At 76.0% G+C, this 17,219-nt stretch carries 12 protein-coding genes; 4 read left to right on the top strand and 8 right to left on the bottom strand.

The features are described 5' to 3' along the window. Nucleotides 1–98: 98 nt before the first annotated feature. The 4 genes from ACN20G_RS34105 to ACN20G_RS34090 all read right to left on the bottom strand — a co-directional run bounded on the left by ACN20G_RS34105 (nucleotide 99) and on the right by ACN20G_RS34090 (nucleotide 4,103). Nucleotides 99–1,121 (bottom strand): hypothetical protein, encoded by a 1,023-nt coding sequence (locus tag ACN20G_RS34105; RefSeq protein WP_424217125.1) that lies wholly within the window; start codon nucleotides 1,119–1,121, stop codon nucleotides 99–101. After that, nucleotides 1,118–2,014: an ABC transporter ATP-binding protein gene (locus tag ACN20G_RS34100; RefSeq protein WP_424217124.1), complete on the bottom strand. Its 897-nt coding sequence runs from the start codon at nucleotides 2,012–2,014 to the stop codon at nucleotides 1,118–1,120. The genes ACN20G_RS34105 and ACN20G_RS34100 overlap by 4 nt, the downstream gene beginning before the upstream one ends. A 173-nt stretch (nucleotides 2,015–2,187) precedes the next feature. After that, nucleotides 2,188–3,045 (bottom strand): DUF4328 domain-containing protein, encoded by an 858-nt coding sequence (locus ACN20G_RS34095; RefSeq protein ID WP_424217123.1) that lies wholly within the window; start codon nucleotides 3,043–3,045, stop codon nucleotides 2,188–2,190. 116 nt (nucleotides 3,046–3,161) lie between these two features. After that, nucleotides 3,162–4,103, bottom strand: coding sequence for a hypothetical protein (locus ACN20G_RS34090; protein ID WP_424217122.1), 942 nt, complete (start codon nucleotides 4,101–4,103; stop codon nucleotides 3,162–3,164). Nucleotides 4,104–4,155: 52 nt separating this feature from the next. Here ACN20G_RS34090 and ACN20G_RS34085 point away from each other — a divergent pair, with 52 nt between their 5' ends. Further along, the gene (locus ACN20G_RS34085) at nucleotides 4,156–4,476 is read left to right on the top strand and encodes a hypothetical protein (protein WP_424217121.1); all 321 of its coding nucleotides are present in this window, start codon (nucleotides 4,156–4,158) and stop codon (nucleotides 4,474–4,476) included. A gap of 141 nt (nucleotides 4,477–4,617) precedes the next feature. Here the strand turns inward: ACN20G_RS34085 and ACN20G_RS34080 are convergent, their stop codons facing one another. Continuing rightward, a complete protein-coding gene (locus ACN20G_RS34080; RefSeq protein WP_424217120.1) occupies nucleotides 4,618–6,144 on the bottom strand; it encodes a carboxylesterase/lipase family protein in 1,527 nt (508 codons plus the stop codon). A gap of 540 nt (nucleotides 6,145–6,684) precedes the next feature. Here ACN20G_RS34080 and ACN20G_RS34075 point away from each other — a divergent pair. Both ACN20G_RS34075 and ACN20G_RS34070 read left to right on the top strand, forming a co-directional pair. Next, entirely contained in the window at nucleotides 6,685–7,107 is a 423-nt protein-coding gene (locus ACN20G_RS34075; protein ID WP_424217119.1) for a hypothetical protein, read from the top strand. A gap of 53 nt (nucleotides 7,108–7,160) precedes the next feature. Next, the gene (locus tag ACN20G_RS34070) at nucleotides 7,161–7,331 is read left to right on the top strand and encodes a hypothetical protein (RefSeq protein ID WP_424217118.1); all 171 of its coding nucleotides are present in this window, start codon (nucleotides 7,161–7,163) and stop codon (nucleotides 7,329–7,331) included. Between the two features lie 791 nt (nucleotides 7,332–8,122). Here ACN20G_RS34070 and ACN20G_RS34065 read toward each other — a convergent pair. The 3 genes from ACN20G_RS34065 to ACN20G_RS34055 all read right to left on the bottom strand — a co-directional run bounded on the left by ACN20G_RS34065 (nucleotide 8,123) and on the right by ACN20G_RS34055 (nucleotide 12,951). Continuing rightward, complete coding sequence (locus tag ACN20G_RS34065) at nucleotides 8,123–8,770, bottom strand: hypothetical protein (RefSeq protein WP_424217117.1); 648 nt, start codon at nucleotides 8,768–8,770, stop codon at nucleotides 8,123–8,125. A 5-nt stretch (nucleotides 8,771–8,775) separates the two neighbouring features. Further along, entirely contained in the window at nucleotides 8,776–9,312 is a 537-nt protein-coding gene (locus tag ACN20G_RS34060) for a hypothetical protein (RefSeq protein WP_424217116.1), read from the bottom strand. 228 nt (nucleotides 9,313–9,540) lie between these two features. Next, entirely contained in the window at nucleotides 9,541–12,951 is a 3,411-nt protein-coding gene (locus tag ACN20G_RS34055) for a S8 family peptidase (protein WP_424217115.1), read from the bottom strand. Nucleotides 12,952–13,302: 351 nt separating this feature from the next. Here ACN20G_RS34055 and ACN20G_RS34050 point away from each other — a divergent pair, with 351 nt between their 5' ends. Continuing rightward, nucleotides 13,303–17,208 (top strand): DNA-binding protein, encoded by a 3,906-nt coding sequence (locus ACN20G_RS34050; RefSeq protein ID WP_424217114.1) that lies wholly within the window; start codon nucleotides 13,303–13,305, stop codon nucleotides 17,206–17,208. Nucleotides 17,209–17,219: the final 11 nt, after the last annotated feature.

Genomic DNA, 17,219 nt, shown 5'->3' with positions numbered 1-17,219 from the left:
CCGGGCGGCGCGCGCCGAGGCCCTCGGACGCGCCCGGCGCGGAACGCGTTCCGGGCCGGGGTTTCGAGGGCGGGCGAGCATGTGGGTCGGGGGTTGAATCAGGTCAGGCGGGTGCGGGTCCAGTAGAGGGCGAAGAGGAGGGCCGCCACCGTCAGGGCCAGGCAGGTCGCCGTTTCGATGTGTTGCAGGGGCGCGAAGTGGCTCTGTGGGTGGTATTCGACCCACGAGCGCGTGATGTCGTGGTCCCGCAGGCACGCCTCGTAGACGGACTGTTTGCCGACCATGCACGCGTCCGGCACCTGCGCGCGTGCCCCGTTCGAGGTCAGCAGGGAGTAGTCCCGGACCCAGACCCCGTCGGGGATGATGTTCTCGGTGGCGGCGCCGCGCGCGGTGATCGCCGGCCGCAGGTACGGGCGCGCCCACTCCCAGGCCGCGAACACCCCGCCCCCGACCAGGAGGCTCGCGCCCATCGCCGTGATCGTGCGGCGCAGCAGCAGTCCCAGGGCGATGCCGACGGAGACGAGCAGCAGGGTACGGGCGACGGGCGTGGGGCCGGTGGCGTTGAACGAGCCCCAGTCGTACCAGGTGGCGTACGTGCCCGCGTGGTCCAAAAGCAGTCGGCGCCACCGGCCCGCCGCCCACGTGACGGGGACGGAGGCGAGCAGGGCGAGGAGCACCGGCGGGAGGACCTTGGCCAGGAACCAGCGGGTGCGGGTGGTGCTCTGGGCCAGGATCAGCCGGTGGGTGCCGGCCTCCACCTCGGTCGCGAACAGCGGCGCGCCGAGGAACACCCCGGCCAGGACCGGCAGGATCGACAGGCCGAAGGTCAGGTTCCGCAGCGGCACCTGGTAGGCGAGGGAGAACTCCGTCGGCAGCCGGCAGCCCTCGCCGGGCGGGCAGGTGCCGATCTCGCGCCGGTGCAGCCAGTCGAGCGCGGCGTCGGCGGTGTGGACGGCGTACCAGGTCAGTCCGGCCGCGAGCAGCAGGGTCACGGCGATGGCGAGGCGCTGTTGGCGCAGCACCAGCCAGGGCAGTCCCCGCACGAGCCGTCGCGGTGTGGCGCGGCCGGTGGTGCGGGTGGTGTGGGAGGGCCGGGAGGGGGCGGCGTGCGTGGTGTTCATGCGGCGGCTCGGCGGGTCTCGGGACGTGCGTCGGGGCGGGAGTCGGGGGCGAGGTGGGGGGCCGCAGGGTCGCCCCGCAGGTAGCCGAGGAGCAGTTGGTCGAGGGTGGGGGCGGGTGCGGACCGCGAGGTGCCGGCGGTGCGCGGGGCCACGTGCTCGTCGGGGGTGAGGTGGTGGGCGGCGAGGAGTTCGTCCACGGCGCCCGCGAGGCGGACCGTGCCGGCGGCGATGACCACGGTGTGGTCGCACAGGGCGGCGAGTTCGGTGATCGTGTGGGAGGACAGGATCACGGTGGTGCCCCGGGCGGCGGCCTCGGCCCGCAGGAGTTCGGTGACCTCGTGCCGGACCAGCGGGTCGAGGTCGGCCATCGGCTCGTCCAGCATCAGCAGGTCGGGCTGTTTGGCGAAGGCCACGGCCAGGGCGACCCGCGTGCGCTGGCCCCCGGACAGGGAGGAGATCTTGGCCTTGAGGGGGATCCGGCCCTCGTCGACGATGCGTTCGGCGGTCTCCCGGCTCCAGGTCGGGTTCAGTTCCAGGCCGGTGCGCAGTGTCTCGGTGACGGTGAAGCCCCGGTACAGGGGCTTGTCCTGGCCGAGCAGCGCGGTCCTGGCCCGGGCGGCAGCGGAACGGGCGTCGAGGCCGAAGATCCGCGCCCGTCCCTCCGTCGGGGCCAGCAGTCCGCCGGCCAGGGACAGGAACGTCGACTTGCCGGCGCCGTTCGGGCCGACGAGCGCGCAGATCCGCCCGGCGGGGATCCGCACGCCGCACTCCCGCAGCGCCCAGCCGCGCCGATGTCGGCGTCCGAGGCCCACGGCCTCCAGGGCGGCGACCGGAGGGACCGGTGCCGGGTCGATCGGTGCCGGGTCGATCGGTGGGGGCCAGGGCTCTGCCATCTCGGGCTCTCTCGTTCGGCGTGCGATACGTGACGCATGACGGGTGACGGGCGATCCGGGGGCGGATCGGCCGACCGCATCGTGCGCAGGCCCGGCTGAAGAGGAGCTGAAGAGAGGGCGACGGCGCCCACCGCGGGGTCGGTGGGCGCGTCCGTCGCGTCGTGACCGAGCGGTCAGGGGCGGGCGTGGGGGCCCTGGGTGGCCATCGTGTGTTGCATCGCCGTGAGTTTGCGGACGAAGAGGAGGGCGCACACGGCGCCGGCCACCGAGATCAGGTCCGTGAGGATGCCGAGGTACGCGGCCTCTTGCAGGGCCTCGGGGGTGTCGGCCCGGTCGTGGAAGGTGCCGGAGACGCGGGAGGCGAAGATCGAGGCGATCCAGAGCGACCACCACGCGGTCACCGGCGTGGTGGAGGTGCGGACGAGGGTGCCGGTGGGGTCGAGGCGGGTGCTCGCCGTCCAGATCTCGCGGGCGGTCCGCAGCGGCAGCCACAGGTTCGCGAACGGGATGAACCAGCCGCCGATGGCCCAACCGGGGCTCTGGGTGAAGGCGTTCGGGCGGAAGATCTGCCCGTTGCCGCGCACTCGGTGGAACCAGACCAGGAAGACGGCGGCCGTGCCGATCAGGCAGAGGAGTTGGAGGGCGGCGGTGATCGCGGTGAGGGTGTCGGCGGTGTGGGCGGCGACCTCGTCGATGTGCACCGGGTCGTCGATCATGGCCTGGGCCACGGATCCGGCGTAGGCGCCCACGCCGGCGGAGAAGAGGTCCACGGCGGCGGTGAGCGAGAAGAGCACGGTCAGCGCGGTGGCCAGGCCGAGCGGCGAGCGCAGGACCGGCGCGGGGCCGGGCGTCGGCACGGGCGGGCCCGGAGGCGGCGGCACGGGCGGACCGGGGACGTACGGCGGGGCCGCGTGCGGATCCGTGTGGGCGCGCACGTGGGTGTGCAGGTGCTGGGGCGGGGGCGGCGGGGTCGCCGGCGGGGGCGGGCCGGGCGGACCGGGCGGGCCGAAGGACATGGCGGGGTCTTCCACGAGGACGGGAGGGTGGGCGATCGGGGGCCGCGCGCGTGGCGACCCCCGGCCAACGTACGCGGGCCCGACCCCCGGGTCCATTCGTTTCCGCTGGTCAGGGACTTAAGGCCGAGGGATCAGAGGCGTTCGGCGTCCGGGGTGCGGGTGGGGTTCTTCGAGGCTTCGGCGAGCAGGGCGCGGGCCTTCTCCAGGGTGGCGAGGAAGATGCCGCGGGCGTGGTCGAGTTCGGCGCGGGCCTCGGCGACCTTCGGGGCCTGGTAGCGGTTCTCGGCGTCGAACCGGGCCTCGTCCACGCCGTGTCGGCGCCGGCATTCGGCGTCGGCGCGCGCGGTGTCGCGTTCGGCCCGGGTGGGTCCCGCGAGGGTCGCGAAGCGCGGGTCCTGACGGGCCGCCATCGGGTCCGCGTAGACGAGCCCCTTGGTCTTCATGCAGGCAGACCAGCGGGTGAAGGCGGAGCGCACGGCGGGGTCGGTACGGGAGACCTCGAAGGAGTGCGTGTTGATGCGCTCCATGGCGGGGGTGTTCGACGGCAGGGGCACGGTCAGCGAGGCGTCGCTGGCGCAGCGTTTCCGGGCCGCCCGTTCCTCGGGGCTTCCCGCGTTCTCGGCGGCGATGTCGCGGTCGATGGCCTCGGCCGTCACCTGTGCCTGGCGGTAGCCCTCCTCGGCCGCCGCGGCCGGTTCGCGCACCCCGTAGCGTCGCGCCGTATCGGCCTCGCCCGTGCGCCAACCGGGCGGTGTCCACGTGACGTCCGGGGTGTCGGGGAACCCGGCCTCGGTCATGCAGCGGGCCGCGACGAGGGTGTGCGCGGCGTGGATGCGGGCCCGGTCGGCGGGTTCGAGGCGGTAGGCGTCGAGGGGGAGGCGCCAGGACGCGGGGTCGGCGCCGTGGCGTCCGCTCGGCGGCAGGGGGACGGCACTCGGGGAGGAGCCGGGCGTGGACGCGGACGCGCCCGGGGGCGCGGGGGCACGGTCGGAGGTCGGGGCGGGCCCGACGGTCGCGCACCCGCCGAGCGCCACGGCCAGGGCCACGACGGCCGAGGCGCGCAGCGGTGCCACGGCGCGCGTCGCCCGCGCGGGCGCCTCGGCGCGGGCCGGGGGCGTCGCGGGGGTGACCGTCGGCGGCGGGGTGACCGTCGATGCCGGGGTGACCGTCGGCGCGGGGGCGATCGTCGGTGGCGGAGTGACCGCCGTCGCGGAGGCGATCGTCAGTGGCGGAGTGACCGCCGTCGCGGGGGTGATCGTCAGTGGCGGGGTCACCCCCGTCGCGGAGGCGATCGTCGGTGACGGGGTGACCGTCGTCGCGGAGGCGATCGTCGTCGGCGCGGGAGCCGTCCGCCGCGGTCCCGTGGTGTCGTCGGCGCGCGTGCCGTGTCCCCGTGCCGTCATGGTTCCCCCTCGCGCCGGCTCGCTTCATGCGATCGTCCGATGATCGACCCACCCTAAGGCCGGGCCCGCGCAGGCCCGTCACGGACCGGTGGGAACCGGCCAGGGGCGGGCGCGCGGTCCCCCCGGAGCGCGCGCCCGCCCGTCCTCTCCCCCGCCCGGACAGGACGGGGAGGCTCGGGCGGGCTCAGTCGAGCCAGACCGCGCGGATCGCGCCCAGGGGGTCGGAGGGGGTGGTCACGGTCTCGTCCCACAGGCGGGTCTCGCGGCCCTCCGCCGAGTAGGCGGGCCAGTCCGGGCCGGGGGCCCCGTCGCGGACGAAGGCCACCCACGCGCCGTGCACCGCGTCCGCCAGTGCCTGCGGAGGCCGTTCGCCGGCGACGGCGGTGACGTTGGGGGCGGCGAGGAGGTCGAAGGCGAAGGGCAGGTCCAGGCAGTGGAAGGCGCTGCCCATGACGGGGGATTCCCAGCGGAACTCGTACAGCCAGGTCGGGGCCGCGTGCGCCGCGCGGCCCTCGGCGATCCGCAGGCCGGGGGCGCGGAAGAGGGCGTCGGTGACGGCCTGGGCGCGCAGCGCGCCGGTGTCCTCCACGCCGAGGGCCTTGGCGTACGCGGCCTGGGCGGGGGCGTCGAGTCCCAGGGCGCCGAGGATCGCGCGGTCGAGGGCCTCGTCGGCTCCGGGGGGTGCGGCGAGGTTGAACTCGTGGGCGGTGAACCCGAGCATGAGCGGCACCCGGCCGACCGGGCCGGAGCCATCGGTCAGGACGTCCATGACGGGGACGGGGATCACCTCGCCGTCGGCGAAGGGGGCGAGCGGCATGCCGGGGACGCCGTCGGCGTCGGGCAGCGGGCCGGTGACGGGGATCGCGGCCTGGAGGTCGAGCAGTTCGTCGTCGGTGAGGGGGGTGAGGGCGGCGGCGGTCGCGGGCACGCCGGTGCGCTCGGCGAAACGGCGCGCGACGAGTTCGGCGGTGGCCCGGTCCTGGGGCTCCATGACGGCACCGGAGACCGAGATCGCGGAGCGGAACAGGTCGGCGGCGGCGGGCGCGGCGAGCAGGGTCTGCACGGCGCCGCCGCCCGCGGACTGGCCGGCGATCGTGACCCGGGCCGGGTCGCCGCCGAAACCGGCGATGTTGTCGCGGACCCAGGTCAGGGCCGCGATCCAGTCGCGGACGGCCCGGTTGTCGGGGGCGTCGGGCAAGGCGAGGAAGCCCTCGACGCCCAGGCGGTAGCCGACGCTCACGACGATCACCCCGTCGCGGTTGAAGGCGGCCCCGTCGTACCAGGGGGAGGCGGCCGAGCCGGCCACGTAGCCACCGCCGTGGATCCACACCAGCACGGGCAGGCCCTCGGTGGGGACGGTCCCGGCCGGGGCGGTCTCCGCGCCGGCGGGGAGCCGGGGGGTGAAGACGTTGAGGTTGAGGACGCCGGCGCCCGGCACGGAGGGCTCGGGGATGATCGTGACCTCGCCGAGCGGACGGCGCTGCGCCGTGGGCCCGTAGGCGGTCGCGTCGAGCGGCTCGGTCCACGGCTCGCAGGGCACGGGCGCGGCGAAGCGCAGCGGGCCGATGGGCGGCCGGCCGTAGGGGATGCCGAGGAACCGGGCGACGCCGTCGGCGTCGCGCAGGCCGCGCACGGGACCGAGGGTGGTGGGGGCGAGGACGGGGGTCGGGACGCCGGTCCGGGTGGGGGCGGGCTCGGAGACGGAGGTCATGGGCGGGGGCTCCTCGGTTCTCGTGCGGGGTTCCGGGCGGTGGGCAGTGCCGTGCGAGGTGCGGTGCGGTGCGGGATATGTGATGACACGTGTAACCCGACGCGCCGGGCCAGACTACGCCGCGACGCACGCCAAAGCGAGAGCCGGCGAGGGCCGATGGGCGAGCCGGCGCGGGGACCCAGGCCGTCTCTTCCGGATCTCGCCTGGCCCTCCCCCGGCCCTTGGGGGCCGGGAGGTGCCCCCATCCCGCCCGGCACCGCACTCCCCCAGGCTGCGCCCGGGGGCGCCCCCACGCCGCGTTGTCGCAATACCCACGTACCCCCGCCCCCGGCCGTCGGGGGCCGGGAGGTGCCCCCGCCGCCTTGCGATGCGCGGCACCTGGGGCCCCAGCCCCCGAGGGCCGGGGGGAGACACGGGCTTGAGCGGCAAGATCCGAACGAGACGGCCTGGGGCGCGACGAACGTCGATGGGGGGAACGACTTTGGGATACAGCGCGGCATTGTCGGGTTTTGTGAGGGTTGTGGTGTGGCGGGAGCCCTGGTGGACGACACCGACCGCCGCGATCCGAGGGAGATGCGTTCCGCGACACCGTTCCTGGTCATCGGCTGTGCCGTGCTGCTCGTCGGCGGGACGGTCGTCTCGTACTTCGTGACGCGGTGGGCGCGTTCCGCCGCCGCCGAAATCGTCACGCCGGACACCGAGGCGATGATCCGGGTCGGCGAGACGGAGCCGTCCGTCCGCTCCAAGCTCCCCCGCGAGAACCCCGACACGGGCGAACTCTGCGGCGGACGGGGCCCGGTGGCGCCCGTCGGCAGCCAGTGCGCCTGGTACCTGTACGCCGACCCCACGGCCCGCGGGTCGGAAACGAACGTCCTGCGTCTCGCGTTCAAGGACGGCCGGTTGATCGAGAAGCTCCACTACCCGGTCACGGCCACCGGGATGCGACAGGCCGTCGGGGCATGACCCCGACCGCCGGCGCGACACACACGACCGAACACGACACGAGGAGGACGACGATGACGGTGAAGAGGACGGGCCGCCGGTTCGGGCTCGCCGGGGGCCTGGCCTTCGTGGCCTGGGACCTCTGCACCCTGGACTTCATGGGCGCGCAGGAGGGCATCCGGGACATGCTCCGGGAGCGCCGCGAACGCAAGGCCGCGCGCGAAACGGCCACAAAGGGGGCCTGAACCCCCGGGGCCCGCCGGCGCACTGCCGCGTTCCCGAGCGCGTCGCGGGTGAGACGTACGGCGAGCGCGCCCGTCGCGTCGCCTTCGCCCCGGCTGGCCCGCGCGCGCACCGGGTCCGCGTGGCTCCGCGGTGCGGGCCCGCTCCCGGAATCCGGTGGTCGGGAACCAGGGCCACGGCCCGTTCGGGACGGCGCGGCAGCGGGGCCGGGTGCACGGGCAGGATGCCGAACCGGTCCACGCGCACGAGACGGTCGGCCGGCAGGGCCGGCAGGTCCACGACGAGCAGCCCGACCGTCTCGCCGGACCGGCTCGGCATGGCCCGGAACATGTCCTGCGGCGTCCGTTCGCGCCACCCCGCCCCGGGCCCGGCCTCCGCGAGGGCGGCGAGTCGAGGGTGACGGAGCGGATCGCGGCGTTCCGTCCATCTGTCCATCCGCGTTCCGCGTTCCGCACGGTTCCCCCGGTGCGGCGCGAGCCCGTACCGGTCGTCCGGCGGGTCGGTGACGGTGCTCTTGCCGGCGCCCGTGCGCGAGTCGGCCGGCGAGGCGGACCGCGGTGTCGTGGGAGGGGTCGGCGCGGTACCTCCGGGTGGGGTGGGCGGGCGCGTCGTACCGCTCCGGCCCCGTCCGTCCGCCGGCACGCCGGCACGCCGGCGCCCGGGGTCGGCGCCCCTGAGGCGCCCCCGCCCCGCACCGCGCCACACCCCGGTCCCGGGGTCGTCGTGGTGCGGGGGCATGCCCGCGCCCCGGCCGGGGGGGTGGTCGGGGCGCGGGGTCCGGGGGTGGGGCGGGTCAGGTCTGGAGGAGGCGGTCGAAGAAGGAGCGGTAGCGGCGCAGGGCCAGTCGCAGGTCCTCGGTGGCCGGTTCCTCGCCCTCGTTCCACTCGCCCTCCAGCTCCCGTTTGTGGGTGGCGAAGGACTCGGCGAGGGTGCGCATCACCTCGGCCACGAGGCGGTCCGCGTCGCGGACCACGCCCCTGGGGTCGTCGACGAACCGGGTCTGGATCTCGCGCCAGTCGTCCCGGAAGCGGAGCGCGTCCTGCTCGGCGAGCAGTCGGGCCTCGTCGTCCTCGGCATTCGCGGGGCCGTCGCGGTCGGTCGTCAGGCTTGTGTCGCCGGCGGTCTCGGCCGCGAGAACCGGGCCGGGGTCGGGTTCCCGTTCGTACTCGTACTCGTGCTCGTGCTCGTGCGGGGCGCTGCCCGGGTGCGCGGGGTCGCCGGCGGCCGGGGCCGGGTCGGCTTCCCCGATGTCCTCGGTGTCCCCGATGTCCCCGGTGTCCTCGGGGGCGATCTCCGTCGCCTCGCCCGGGTAGCGGGCGGCCGGGGGTTCGGCGGGCGCGGGGGCGAGGGCGTCGGCGAGGTCCGCGGTGCCCGGGCGGCCGGCGCCCGGGTCCTCGGGGTCCCGGCGGTCGGTGCGGTGGAAGGGTTCGTGGTCGGTCATGTCGGTCACCCCGTGGTCCCGATGAGTTCGTCGAAGAGGGCCCGGTAGTGGACCATGGCCCCGCGCAGTTCCTCCGTCGTCGCCCGGCCGGCCGTGCCGCGCGCCTGCACCTCGTGCGCGGACCGGTAGTGCTCCAGGGTCCGGCCGTGGGCCACGGACAGGTCGCGGACCCGGTCCTCGTACCCCTGGGTCGGGTAGCCGAGTTCCCGCATGACGCGGGTGATCAGTTCGTCGGCCTGGGCTACGGCGCCCTCCGGCTGGTCGACGAACCGTTCCTGGACGGCGTTCCATTCGCCGGCCCAGGCGCGTCGTTCGCGTTCGGCGGGTTCGCGGATGTCGAGGTCGTCGTGGCGCCGTTCGCGGGCGCGGAGGTCCTTCTCGGCGGTGCGGCGGTCGCCGGTCTGTCGCACCGTGCGCTCGTACTCGGTGCCGAATCGTTCCCGCAGCCGTTTGCGGCGGGCGAGGGCCACCATGGTGACGATCGCGACGATCAGGACCACGACGACCACGCTCAGCACGATGATCAGCGCGCTCGATGACATGGTTCCTCCCCTCGAACCGGGTGTTCCGGTCGCGTGGTTCGGTGGGGGTCGGCGGGCGGTGGCCCGGCCGGCGGGCTTCGTCCCGGCGCCTGCCCCCGCTCCCCGCCCGCAAACCAGCCCCCGGCACCCCCGTGAACGCGGGGACCCGCCCGCCGGGTTCGCCGGCGGGCGGGTCGGGTGGGCCGGCGACCGACCCCTGTGCGGTCGCCGGCGCGTGGCCGGGTGGGGTCAGCCGCCGAGGTAGGCGTTGTGGACGGTGACCTCCGAGACGTTGCCCCGCTTGTCGGTGACGGTGGCCTGGAGCGAGATGCCCCGGTCCTTGGCGGGGTTGCGGACGTGGAAGGCGTCGCCGACGACGGGGACCGTCCTCCACGTGGCGCCGTCGTCGGTGCTGACGGACACGGTCAGCGCCTTGAGGTTCCCGCCGGCGGCCGCGCCCTGCACGGTGACGGGGATCCGCGTGGGCTTGCCCGCCGGGGCCCGGCCCGCGAGGTCGACGGGGGCGTGGAAGCGGACGGTGGAGACGGGGAGGGCGGTGTCCGCGGCGACCTGCCCGGAGCGGAACGCGAAGCTCGTCTCGACGCGGGTGGAGAGGGCGGAGAGGGCGGCGGGGCGTTCGACGGAGGTGGTCAGCCGGTACGCGGCGTCGGCCGCGTCGACGGTGAAGGGGATCCGGCCGCTGAGCGGGTCCTCGTTCTCGGCGATCTCGACGCCGTCGCGGTACAGGGTCGTGACGGCCTTCGTGACGAGCGAGGAGCCCGCCCGGCCGGCGCCGTCGCCGAACAGGGGCACGGCCCCGAGGATCGTCTGCCGGCCCGTGCCCGGGTCGGGTGCGGTGCGCACGACGCCGTGGCCCTGCCCGAGGACCGGGCCGAACACGCCGGTGTTGACGGTCTCCTCGTGGACGCGGCCGGCCGTGACGCGGCGGGCGTCGAGCGCCCACTGTTCGGTCTCGACCTCGCGGTACCCGTCCGCGTCGGGCGCGCCGTGCTGCCGGGCGAGGGTGCGCCAGACGACGCCGTCGCCGGCGGTGACCTTGAGGGTGTGGGTGGCGGGGGCGTCCTGCGGGGCGGAGAGGTTGGTGATGTGGTCGGCGATCCCCGCGATCTCCGGGTACACGCCGATCGAGGTGGCCTTGCCGGGTGCGGGGCTGCCGGACCGGACGCGCAGGGCGGCCAGTTCGGTCTCCTTCACGTGCCGGACCCGGCCGGTGTCGAGGCGTTCGACGCGGCCGCCGAAGGCCACCGTGGTCGAGGTGTCGGCGCCCTGGCGGAAGTGCGCGCTCCAGGTCTGGGCGAGGGAGCCGTCGGTGACGGCGGGGCCGAGATGGGCGGTGCGCAGGGTGGTCTGGTCGAGGAGGCCCCAGCCGGACCTGAGGTCGGCGCCGCCGGTGGTCAGGCGGAAGTTGGTCTGGAGGTATTCGGGGGCGGTGGAGCCGGGGGCGGTGATGTTCACGGGTTTCGTGGTGCGGGCGTCGAGGGTGACGGTGGTGTTCCCGGTGACCGTCAGTCGGGGTCGGGTCAGCCAGTCGATGTTCTCGCCCACGTCGGGGAGGTACTGGAAGACGATGCCCTCCAGGAGGTAGTCGCCCTTGGGCACGCGCAGGGTGCGGGAGGAGGAGCGGTCGGTGAGGACGGCGCGCCGGCCCTTGTCGGCTCCGGTGAGGCCGGTCAGGGCGTGGTCGAAGTACGCGGCGGGCTCGCCGTCGCGGTCGAGGGTCTCGAAGGTGACGTCGTATGCCTCGCCCTCGCGGGTGGCGGTGACGCCGCTGCGGACGGTCGGGCCCTCGGCGTCGGCGCCCGCGCCGGCGACGGTGGCGGTGACGTAGCCGTGGTGGGCGCCGTCGACGGCGCCGCGCCGGGTGTCGGCGGTGACGTCGACCTCGACGCGGCCGCCGGCGGGGATGGTCACCTTGTCGGTGCCGAGGGTGAAGAACCCGGTCGGGGCGGGCTTGCCCCCGGGGTCGGTGCCGGTGACGGCGAGGTCGAGGGTGACCTCGGTCGTGCCGAGGTTGCGGTAGGCGAGGCTCTTGGTGAGCGGTGCGGCGTCGGTGTGCGGCCAGCGGGCGGTGCCGAGGGACAGCGAGGGCTGTTCGGTGATCACCGTCTGGTTCAGGGCGCGGTCGACCCGGACCCGGCCCGTCCCCTGCTGCTGGACCGCGTACCCGCCGTCCTTCGTGGACGCGGTGAGGGCGCCCTTGAGCTCGGCGGCGGCCCAGCCGGGGTTCTTCTGCTTCAGGAGGGCGGCGGCGCCGGCGACGTGCGGGGTGGCCATGGAGGTGCCGCTGATGCGCACGTGGCCGGGGGCGGGGTGCGGGAGGGTGGGGTCGGTGCCGATGTCGCTGCCGGGGGCCGCGGCGGCGGCTATGGCGACGCCGGGCGCGGTGAGGTCGGGTTTGACGGCGCCGTCCCCGACGCGGGGGCCCCGGCTGGAGAACCGGGCGAGGGCGTCGTTGGCGTCGACGGCGCCGACGGTCAGGGCCGCGTCGGCGCTGCCGGGCGAGCCCACGGTGGAGGGGCCGTCGCCCTCGTTGCCGGCGGCGATCGCGAACAGGATGCCGCGGTCGGCGGACAGCCGGTTGACGGCTTCCTCCATGGCGTCGACGCCGGGGGTGTCGGGGCCGCCGAGGCTGAGGTTGATCACCTCGGCGCCTTGGTCGGCGGCCCATTCGATGCCGGCGAGGATCTCGGAGTCGCTGCCGAAGCCGCCGTCGCCGAGGACCTTGCCGCTGATGAGCTTCGCGCCGGGGGCGACGCCCTTGTAGGCGCCGCCCGCGCCGGCGCCGGTGCCGGCGGCGATGGAGGCCACGTGGGTGCCGTGGCCGACGCGGTCCTCGGTGTCGGGCGATTCGGTGAAGTTCTTCTCGGCGACGACCTGTCCCTTGAGGTCGGGGTGGGTCTCGTCGACGCCGGTGTCGAGGACGGCGATCTTGACGCCGGTGCCGTCGAGGCCGGCCTGCCATGCCTTGTCGGCGCCGATCTGCCGGACGCTCTTGTCGAGGGTGGCCTTGCGGACGCCGTCCAGCCAGACCTTGGCGATGCCGGATCCGCCGGCGCGGGCGCCCCGGGCGCGGCGGTCGGTGAGGGCCTCCCAAACGGCGGCGGCCCGTTCCGGGGAGGCCGCGACGGCGTCCGCGTCGAGGGTCGGCAGGTCGCGGGCGGCGGGCGCGGCGGGGGTGTCGCCGGCGGCGCGCAGTCGGGCGCGGGCCTCGTCGGCGGCCGGGCCGCGGTACTGGACGATCAGGCCGAGGCGGTCGCCGTGCAGGGCGCGCAGGGCCGGGTCGGCCAGGGTGGTGACGTCGAAGAGGCGCCGGTCGAGGGTGCCCTCGTCGACCAGTTCGCGGACGTCGGCGGGCAGCACCAGGGTGTGGCCGTCGACGCGTTGGGTGCGGACCGGGACGCGCTCGCGGCCCTTGGCCCGTTCAAAGCGGATCACGTCTCCGTCGGCGTTGACCGTGACCCGGTCGCCGGTGATCAGGGTGACGGTGACGGGCGCGGCCTGGGCGCGGGCCGCGGGGGCGCCGGCGGCGGGGGCCGCGGCGACGGGCGCGGTCAGGCCCGTGCCGAGTGCGACGACGACGGCGCCGGCGAGGGCGCGGGCCCCCGTGGCGCGTCGGGGCGCGGGTGTTCGTGCGGACAACTGTGCTCCCGGAGTGGGCGGGCGGGCGGCCGGTTGCCCGGCGGGCCGCGGGTGCCGGTTCGAGTGGCGCGACACGGTCGTGTGGCGCGGAAGGGGCAGCCGGTCGCCGGTGTCCCGGCCGGGCCCGTCGCCGGGCTCCCGACAAGGGGGGTACGGGGGTGGCGGGGCGGGGTCGGTCGGGGCGGGGCGGCGACCGGCTGCGGCAGTAGTCCACCGGCCCGGGAATTGTTCAGCAGCCCCGGTTCGGGCGGCTGAACAATTGTTCAGTGCCGGCCGAAGAGCCCCTTGTGACCTGCCGCGGGGCGTTCCTAGGGTGGGAACGATCTTGCATTCGGGGTGGGAGGGGGCCTGGTGGGCAGGCCGGAGAAGGCGCTGGACCCGCAGGCCGGGCCGGTCGAACGGTTCGCGTGCGAGTTGCGCGCGCTGCGGGTCGCGGCGGGCTCGGTGCCCTATCGGGAGCTGGCCGCGCGGGCCGGCTATTCGGTGACGGCGCTCTCCCAGGCGGCGGCCGGCGCCCGCCTGCCGAGCCTGCCCGTGGCCCTGGCCTATGTCGGGGTCTGCGGGGGTGATCCGGTGGCGTGGGAGGAGCGGTGGCGGGCGGCCGAGGCCGAACTCCTGGCCCTGCCGGCCGACGGCGCCGACGCCGGCGCGGCCCCGCCCTATCGGGGCCTGACCCGGTTCGAGCCCGAGGACGAGGCGGTGTTCTTCGGTCGGGAACGGTTGACGGAGGCGTTGACGGCGCTGGTGGCCGAGCATCGCGTCACGGTGGTCCTCGGTCCCTCCGGCAGCGGCAAGTCCTCCCTGCTGCGGGCCGGGCTGATCCCCCGGCTGCGGCGCGGCGCGGCCCCGCTGCCGGCCGCCTCGGCGCTGCGGATCCTCACCCCCGGCGAGCACCCGGCGCGCACCCACGGCGCGGTGCTCGCGCCGGCCGCCGGGCCCGGTGACACGTGGCTGGTCGTGGACCAGTTCGAGGAGTTGTTCACGCTGTGCGCCGACCCGGACGAGCGCCGCGAGTTCCTGGACGCCCTGCTCGCCGCCCGCCGGCCCGACAGTCGGATCCGGGTGGTGCTCGGGGTCCGCGCCGACTTCTACGCGAACTGCCTGGCCCATCCCGAACTCGCCGAGGCCGCCCGGGTCGCGTCCCTGCCGGTGGGGCCGTTGACCCCGGAGGAGGTGCGCGGGGCGATCGTGCGGCCCGCGACGGCGGCCGGTCTCACCGTGGAGCGGGCGCTGACCGCGCGGCTGGTGGAGGAGGTGACCCGGGAGCCGGGCGGGCTGCCGCTGCTCTCGCACGCCCTGTTGGAGACCTGGCGGCGCCGACGCGGACGCCTGTTGACCCTGGCGGGGCACGAGGCGGCGGGCGGGCTGCGCGGGGCCCTGGCCCAGACCGCGGAGGAGGTGTACGCGGCGCTCGGCGAGGACCGCGCGCCCGTGGCGCGCCGGTTGCTGCTGAGTCTGATCACCCCCGGCGCGGACGGGGTGGCCGACACCCGCCGGCCGGTGCCCCGCGACACCCTCGTGCCGCCCGGGTCGGCGACGGCCGAGGAGGCCGGGGCGGTCCTGGACCGGCTGGCCAAGGCCCGGCTCGTCACCCTGGACCACGAGGTGGTGGACCTCGCGCACGAGGCGTTGATCACCGCCTGGCCCCGGCTGCGCGATTGGATCGAGAGCGACCGCGAACGGCTGCGGCTGCACCGGCGGCTGACCCAGGCCACCGAGAACTGGCTGGCCCGCGACCGGGACGCCGGGACCCTGCTGCGCGGCGGGGAACTCGCCGAGGCCGAGACCGCCTTCGCGCCCGGCAGCGGCCCGGCGGCCGACGAGCTGAGCCCGCCGGAGGCCGCGTTCCTGCGCGCGGGCCTGACCGCCCGCACCCGCACCCGCCGCCTGCGGCACGCGGTGACCGCCGTGGTCGCCGTCCTGCTGGTGCTGCTCACGGTGGCCGGCACGACGGCGTGGGACCGGGGGCGCGCCAACGAGGCCCGGGCGGCCGAGGCCGCGTTCCAGGAGAAGCTGGACCGGGCCCGGACGACGGAACTGGACGTCCTTCAGGCGGTGTCGAAGGCCGAGCGCCTGCGCCGCACGGAGTCGGGGTTGGCGCAGCGGCTGGGCGTGGCGGCCTGGCGGCTCGCCCCGGGCCCGGAGACCGAGGCGGCGTTGGTGGCGGCGGCCGGGCAGGCCGAGGTGGACGTGTACGACGTGCCGGACACGACGCCGCCCGAGAGGCCCGCGGACCGGATCGGCGTCGAACTGAGCGCGGACGGCCGGGTGGTCACGGTGAGCACGGCGACCGCGGCGCGTTCCTGGGACGTGCGGCGCAAGGCCGCGCTGGGGCCGTCGATGAGATTCGGGCAGAACCTGCTCGGCGGGATCTCCCCGGACGGCCGCACGGCCGTGGTCATGGAGCCGCTCGTTCCCGAGGGCGACAGGATCGGTGCCCGGCGGCTGGATCTCGTCTCGGGGCGGGCCGTCGACGCGGTGCCCCGTCCCGTGGCGCAGTGGGTCTCCTGGACGGACGCGCCGAATCTCGTGATGCAGGACGTCATCGACACCTCGGACGACCGCCGGCTCTCCTTGCGGGACGTGCGCGACGACCGGGTCCTGCTGGAGGTGCCGACGGGCCGGCGGCCCGTCTGGGCGGTCAGCCCCGACGGGCGTCGGCTCGCCGTGTGCGCGCGGGAGACGGAACCGCTGAGCGCCCGTGAGCGGGCCGAGGTGCCCCTGCGGGTGTTCGACGTGACCCGGGGCCGCGAGTTGCCCGCCCGACGGCCCGGGGGCTGCGCGATGGAGTCCTTCGCGTTCACCGGCGACGGCGCGGCCCTGGCCGTGCGCACCACGACGGGGGTGAGCCTGTGGGAACCGGACACGGGCCGCGAACGGGTCCGGATCGCACACCCCGGGCTGACCGAGGTGACGACGAGCCCGGACGGCCGCTTCCTGGTCGGGGCCGACGGCGACGAGGTCCTGCTGTGGCGTCTGGCGGCGCCGGAGCGGCCCGTGTTCCGCTACCCCCTCGTCAACGAGGTCGCCTCCGGGTTGCGGATCGATCCGCGGGACGGCGTGATCCGGTACCTGACGGAGCACCGGCGCGGGGACCGCGTGGTGCGCTCCATCTCCTACGGGCCCGCGATGACCTCCCGGTGGAATCCCGACGCGGCGTCCGCGGGCGTGTTCAGCGCGGACGGCACCGCCTACGCCGTGGCCCGCCGGCGGGGTGGGGAGAGCTGGTTCGAGACGTACTCCGTCGCCGACGGCCGGCGCACGGCCCGCACCCCCGCCGGTGCCTGCCCGGCCCCCACTCCGCTGCCCGGCGGAGGGCACGCGACCGACGGTTGTCGTTCCCTGCTCGCGCTGAGCCCCGACGGACGGACCCTGGCCCACACCCGTACCCCGATGGGCCCCGACGCCGCGTCGGACACCACCGAACCGGCGATCCAGGAGCCGGGCCTGTGGGACACCGGCCGTGACAGGGCCCTCCCCCTGCCCCCGCAGCCGAGCGTCCCGGCCGGCGCGCGGTCCCCGATCACCGGGTTGGCGGTCTCGCGCGACGGCCGCTCCCTGTTCACCACGCGCTCGGACGTGGACGTGGTGGACGTCCGCGAGCTGCCGAGCGGTCGCCGGACCCGGCCCGAGGACCTCGGATCGGACCGCGTCGACGTAGGGGGCGGCGCGCTGCCCGAGCTGCCCGGTCCGCTCGCCGTCCGGCCCGGTGGGCGGACGCTGGCGTCCTCCGCGCGCGTGTTCCCCACGGGCGCCGGCCGGGGGGCCGAGCGGGGGTTGGGCATCGAGGACGGCGCGGTGCTCGCCTGGTCCTCCGACGGAACGTGGTTGGCGGTCGGCGACACCACGGGCGGGGTCACGATCTGGGACGGGGAGCTGCGCCGACGGATGCGTTTCCTGGCCGCTCCCGTGGACACCCCGCGGGTGGGGGCGGTGGAGGCGGTCACCGCCCTGGCCTTCTCCCCCGACGGCCAGTACCTGGCCGTGGGCGGCGCCTCGGGCACGCTCCGGCTCTGGGACACCCGATTCGACCGCGCCCTGGGCACCCTGCCCACTCCGGGGGACGCGATCCTCGCGCTCTCCTACTCCCCCGACGGGCGCACCCTGCGCGCCGTCGGAGCGCACAGCGGCCTGAGCCGCGTCGAGGTCGCCCCGGAACGGCTGGTCGCGCGGGTGTGCGCGCGCGCCGGCGGCAGCCTGACGCCGGCCGAATGGCGCAACCACCTGCCGATCCAGCACCGTCGGGAACTGTGTTGAGGGCGGCGGGC

Source organism: Streptomyces dryopteridis (assembly GCF_049606955.1).
In the GTDB taxonomy this organism is placed as follows: Bacteria; Actinomycetota; Actinomycetes; order Streptomycetales; family Streptomycetaceae; genus Streptomyces.
The sequence above is the reverse complement of the archived record's forward strand: the minus strand, read 5'-3'. Positions and strand labels throughout refer to the sequence as shown.

Coding starts and splice junctions, on each gene's coding strand:
- ACN20G_RS34060 (WP_424217116.1), bottom strand. CDS start 9,312: ATGTCATCGAGCGCGCTGATCATCGTGCTGAGCGTGGTCGTCGTGGTC.
- ACN20G_RS34070 (WP_424217118.1), top strand. CDS start 7,161: ATGACGGTGAAGAGGACGGGCCGCCGGTTCGGGCTCGCCGGGGGCCTG.
- ACN20G_RS34100 (WP_424217124.1), bottom strand. CDS start 2,014: ATGGCAGAGCCCTGGCCCCCACCGATCGACCCGGCACCGATCGACCCG.
- ACN20G_RS34080 (WP_424217120.1), bottom strand. CDS start 6,144: ATGACCTCCGTCTCCGAGCCCGCCCCCACCCGGACCGGCGTCCCGACC.
- ACN20G_RS34065 (WP_424217117.1), bottom strand. CDS start 8,770: ATGACCGACCACGAACCCTTCCACCGCACCGACCGCCGGGACCCCGAG.
- ACN20G_RS34105 (WP_424217125.1), bottom strand. CDS start 1,121: ATGAACACCACGCACGCCGCCCCCTCCCGGCCCTCCCACACCACCCGC.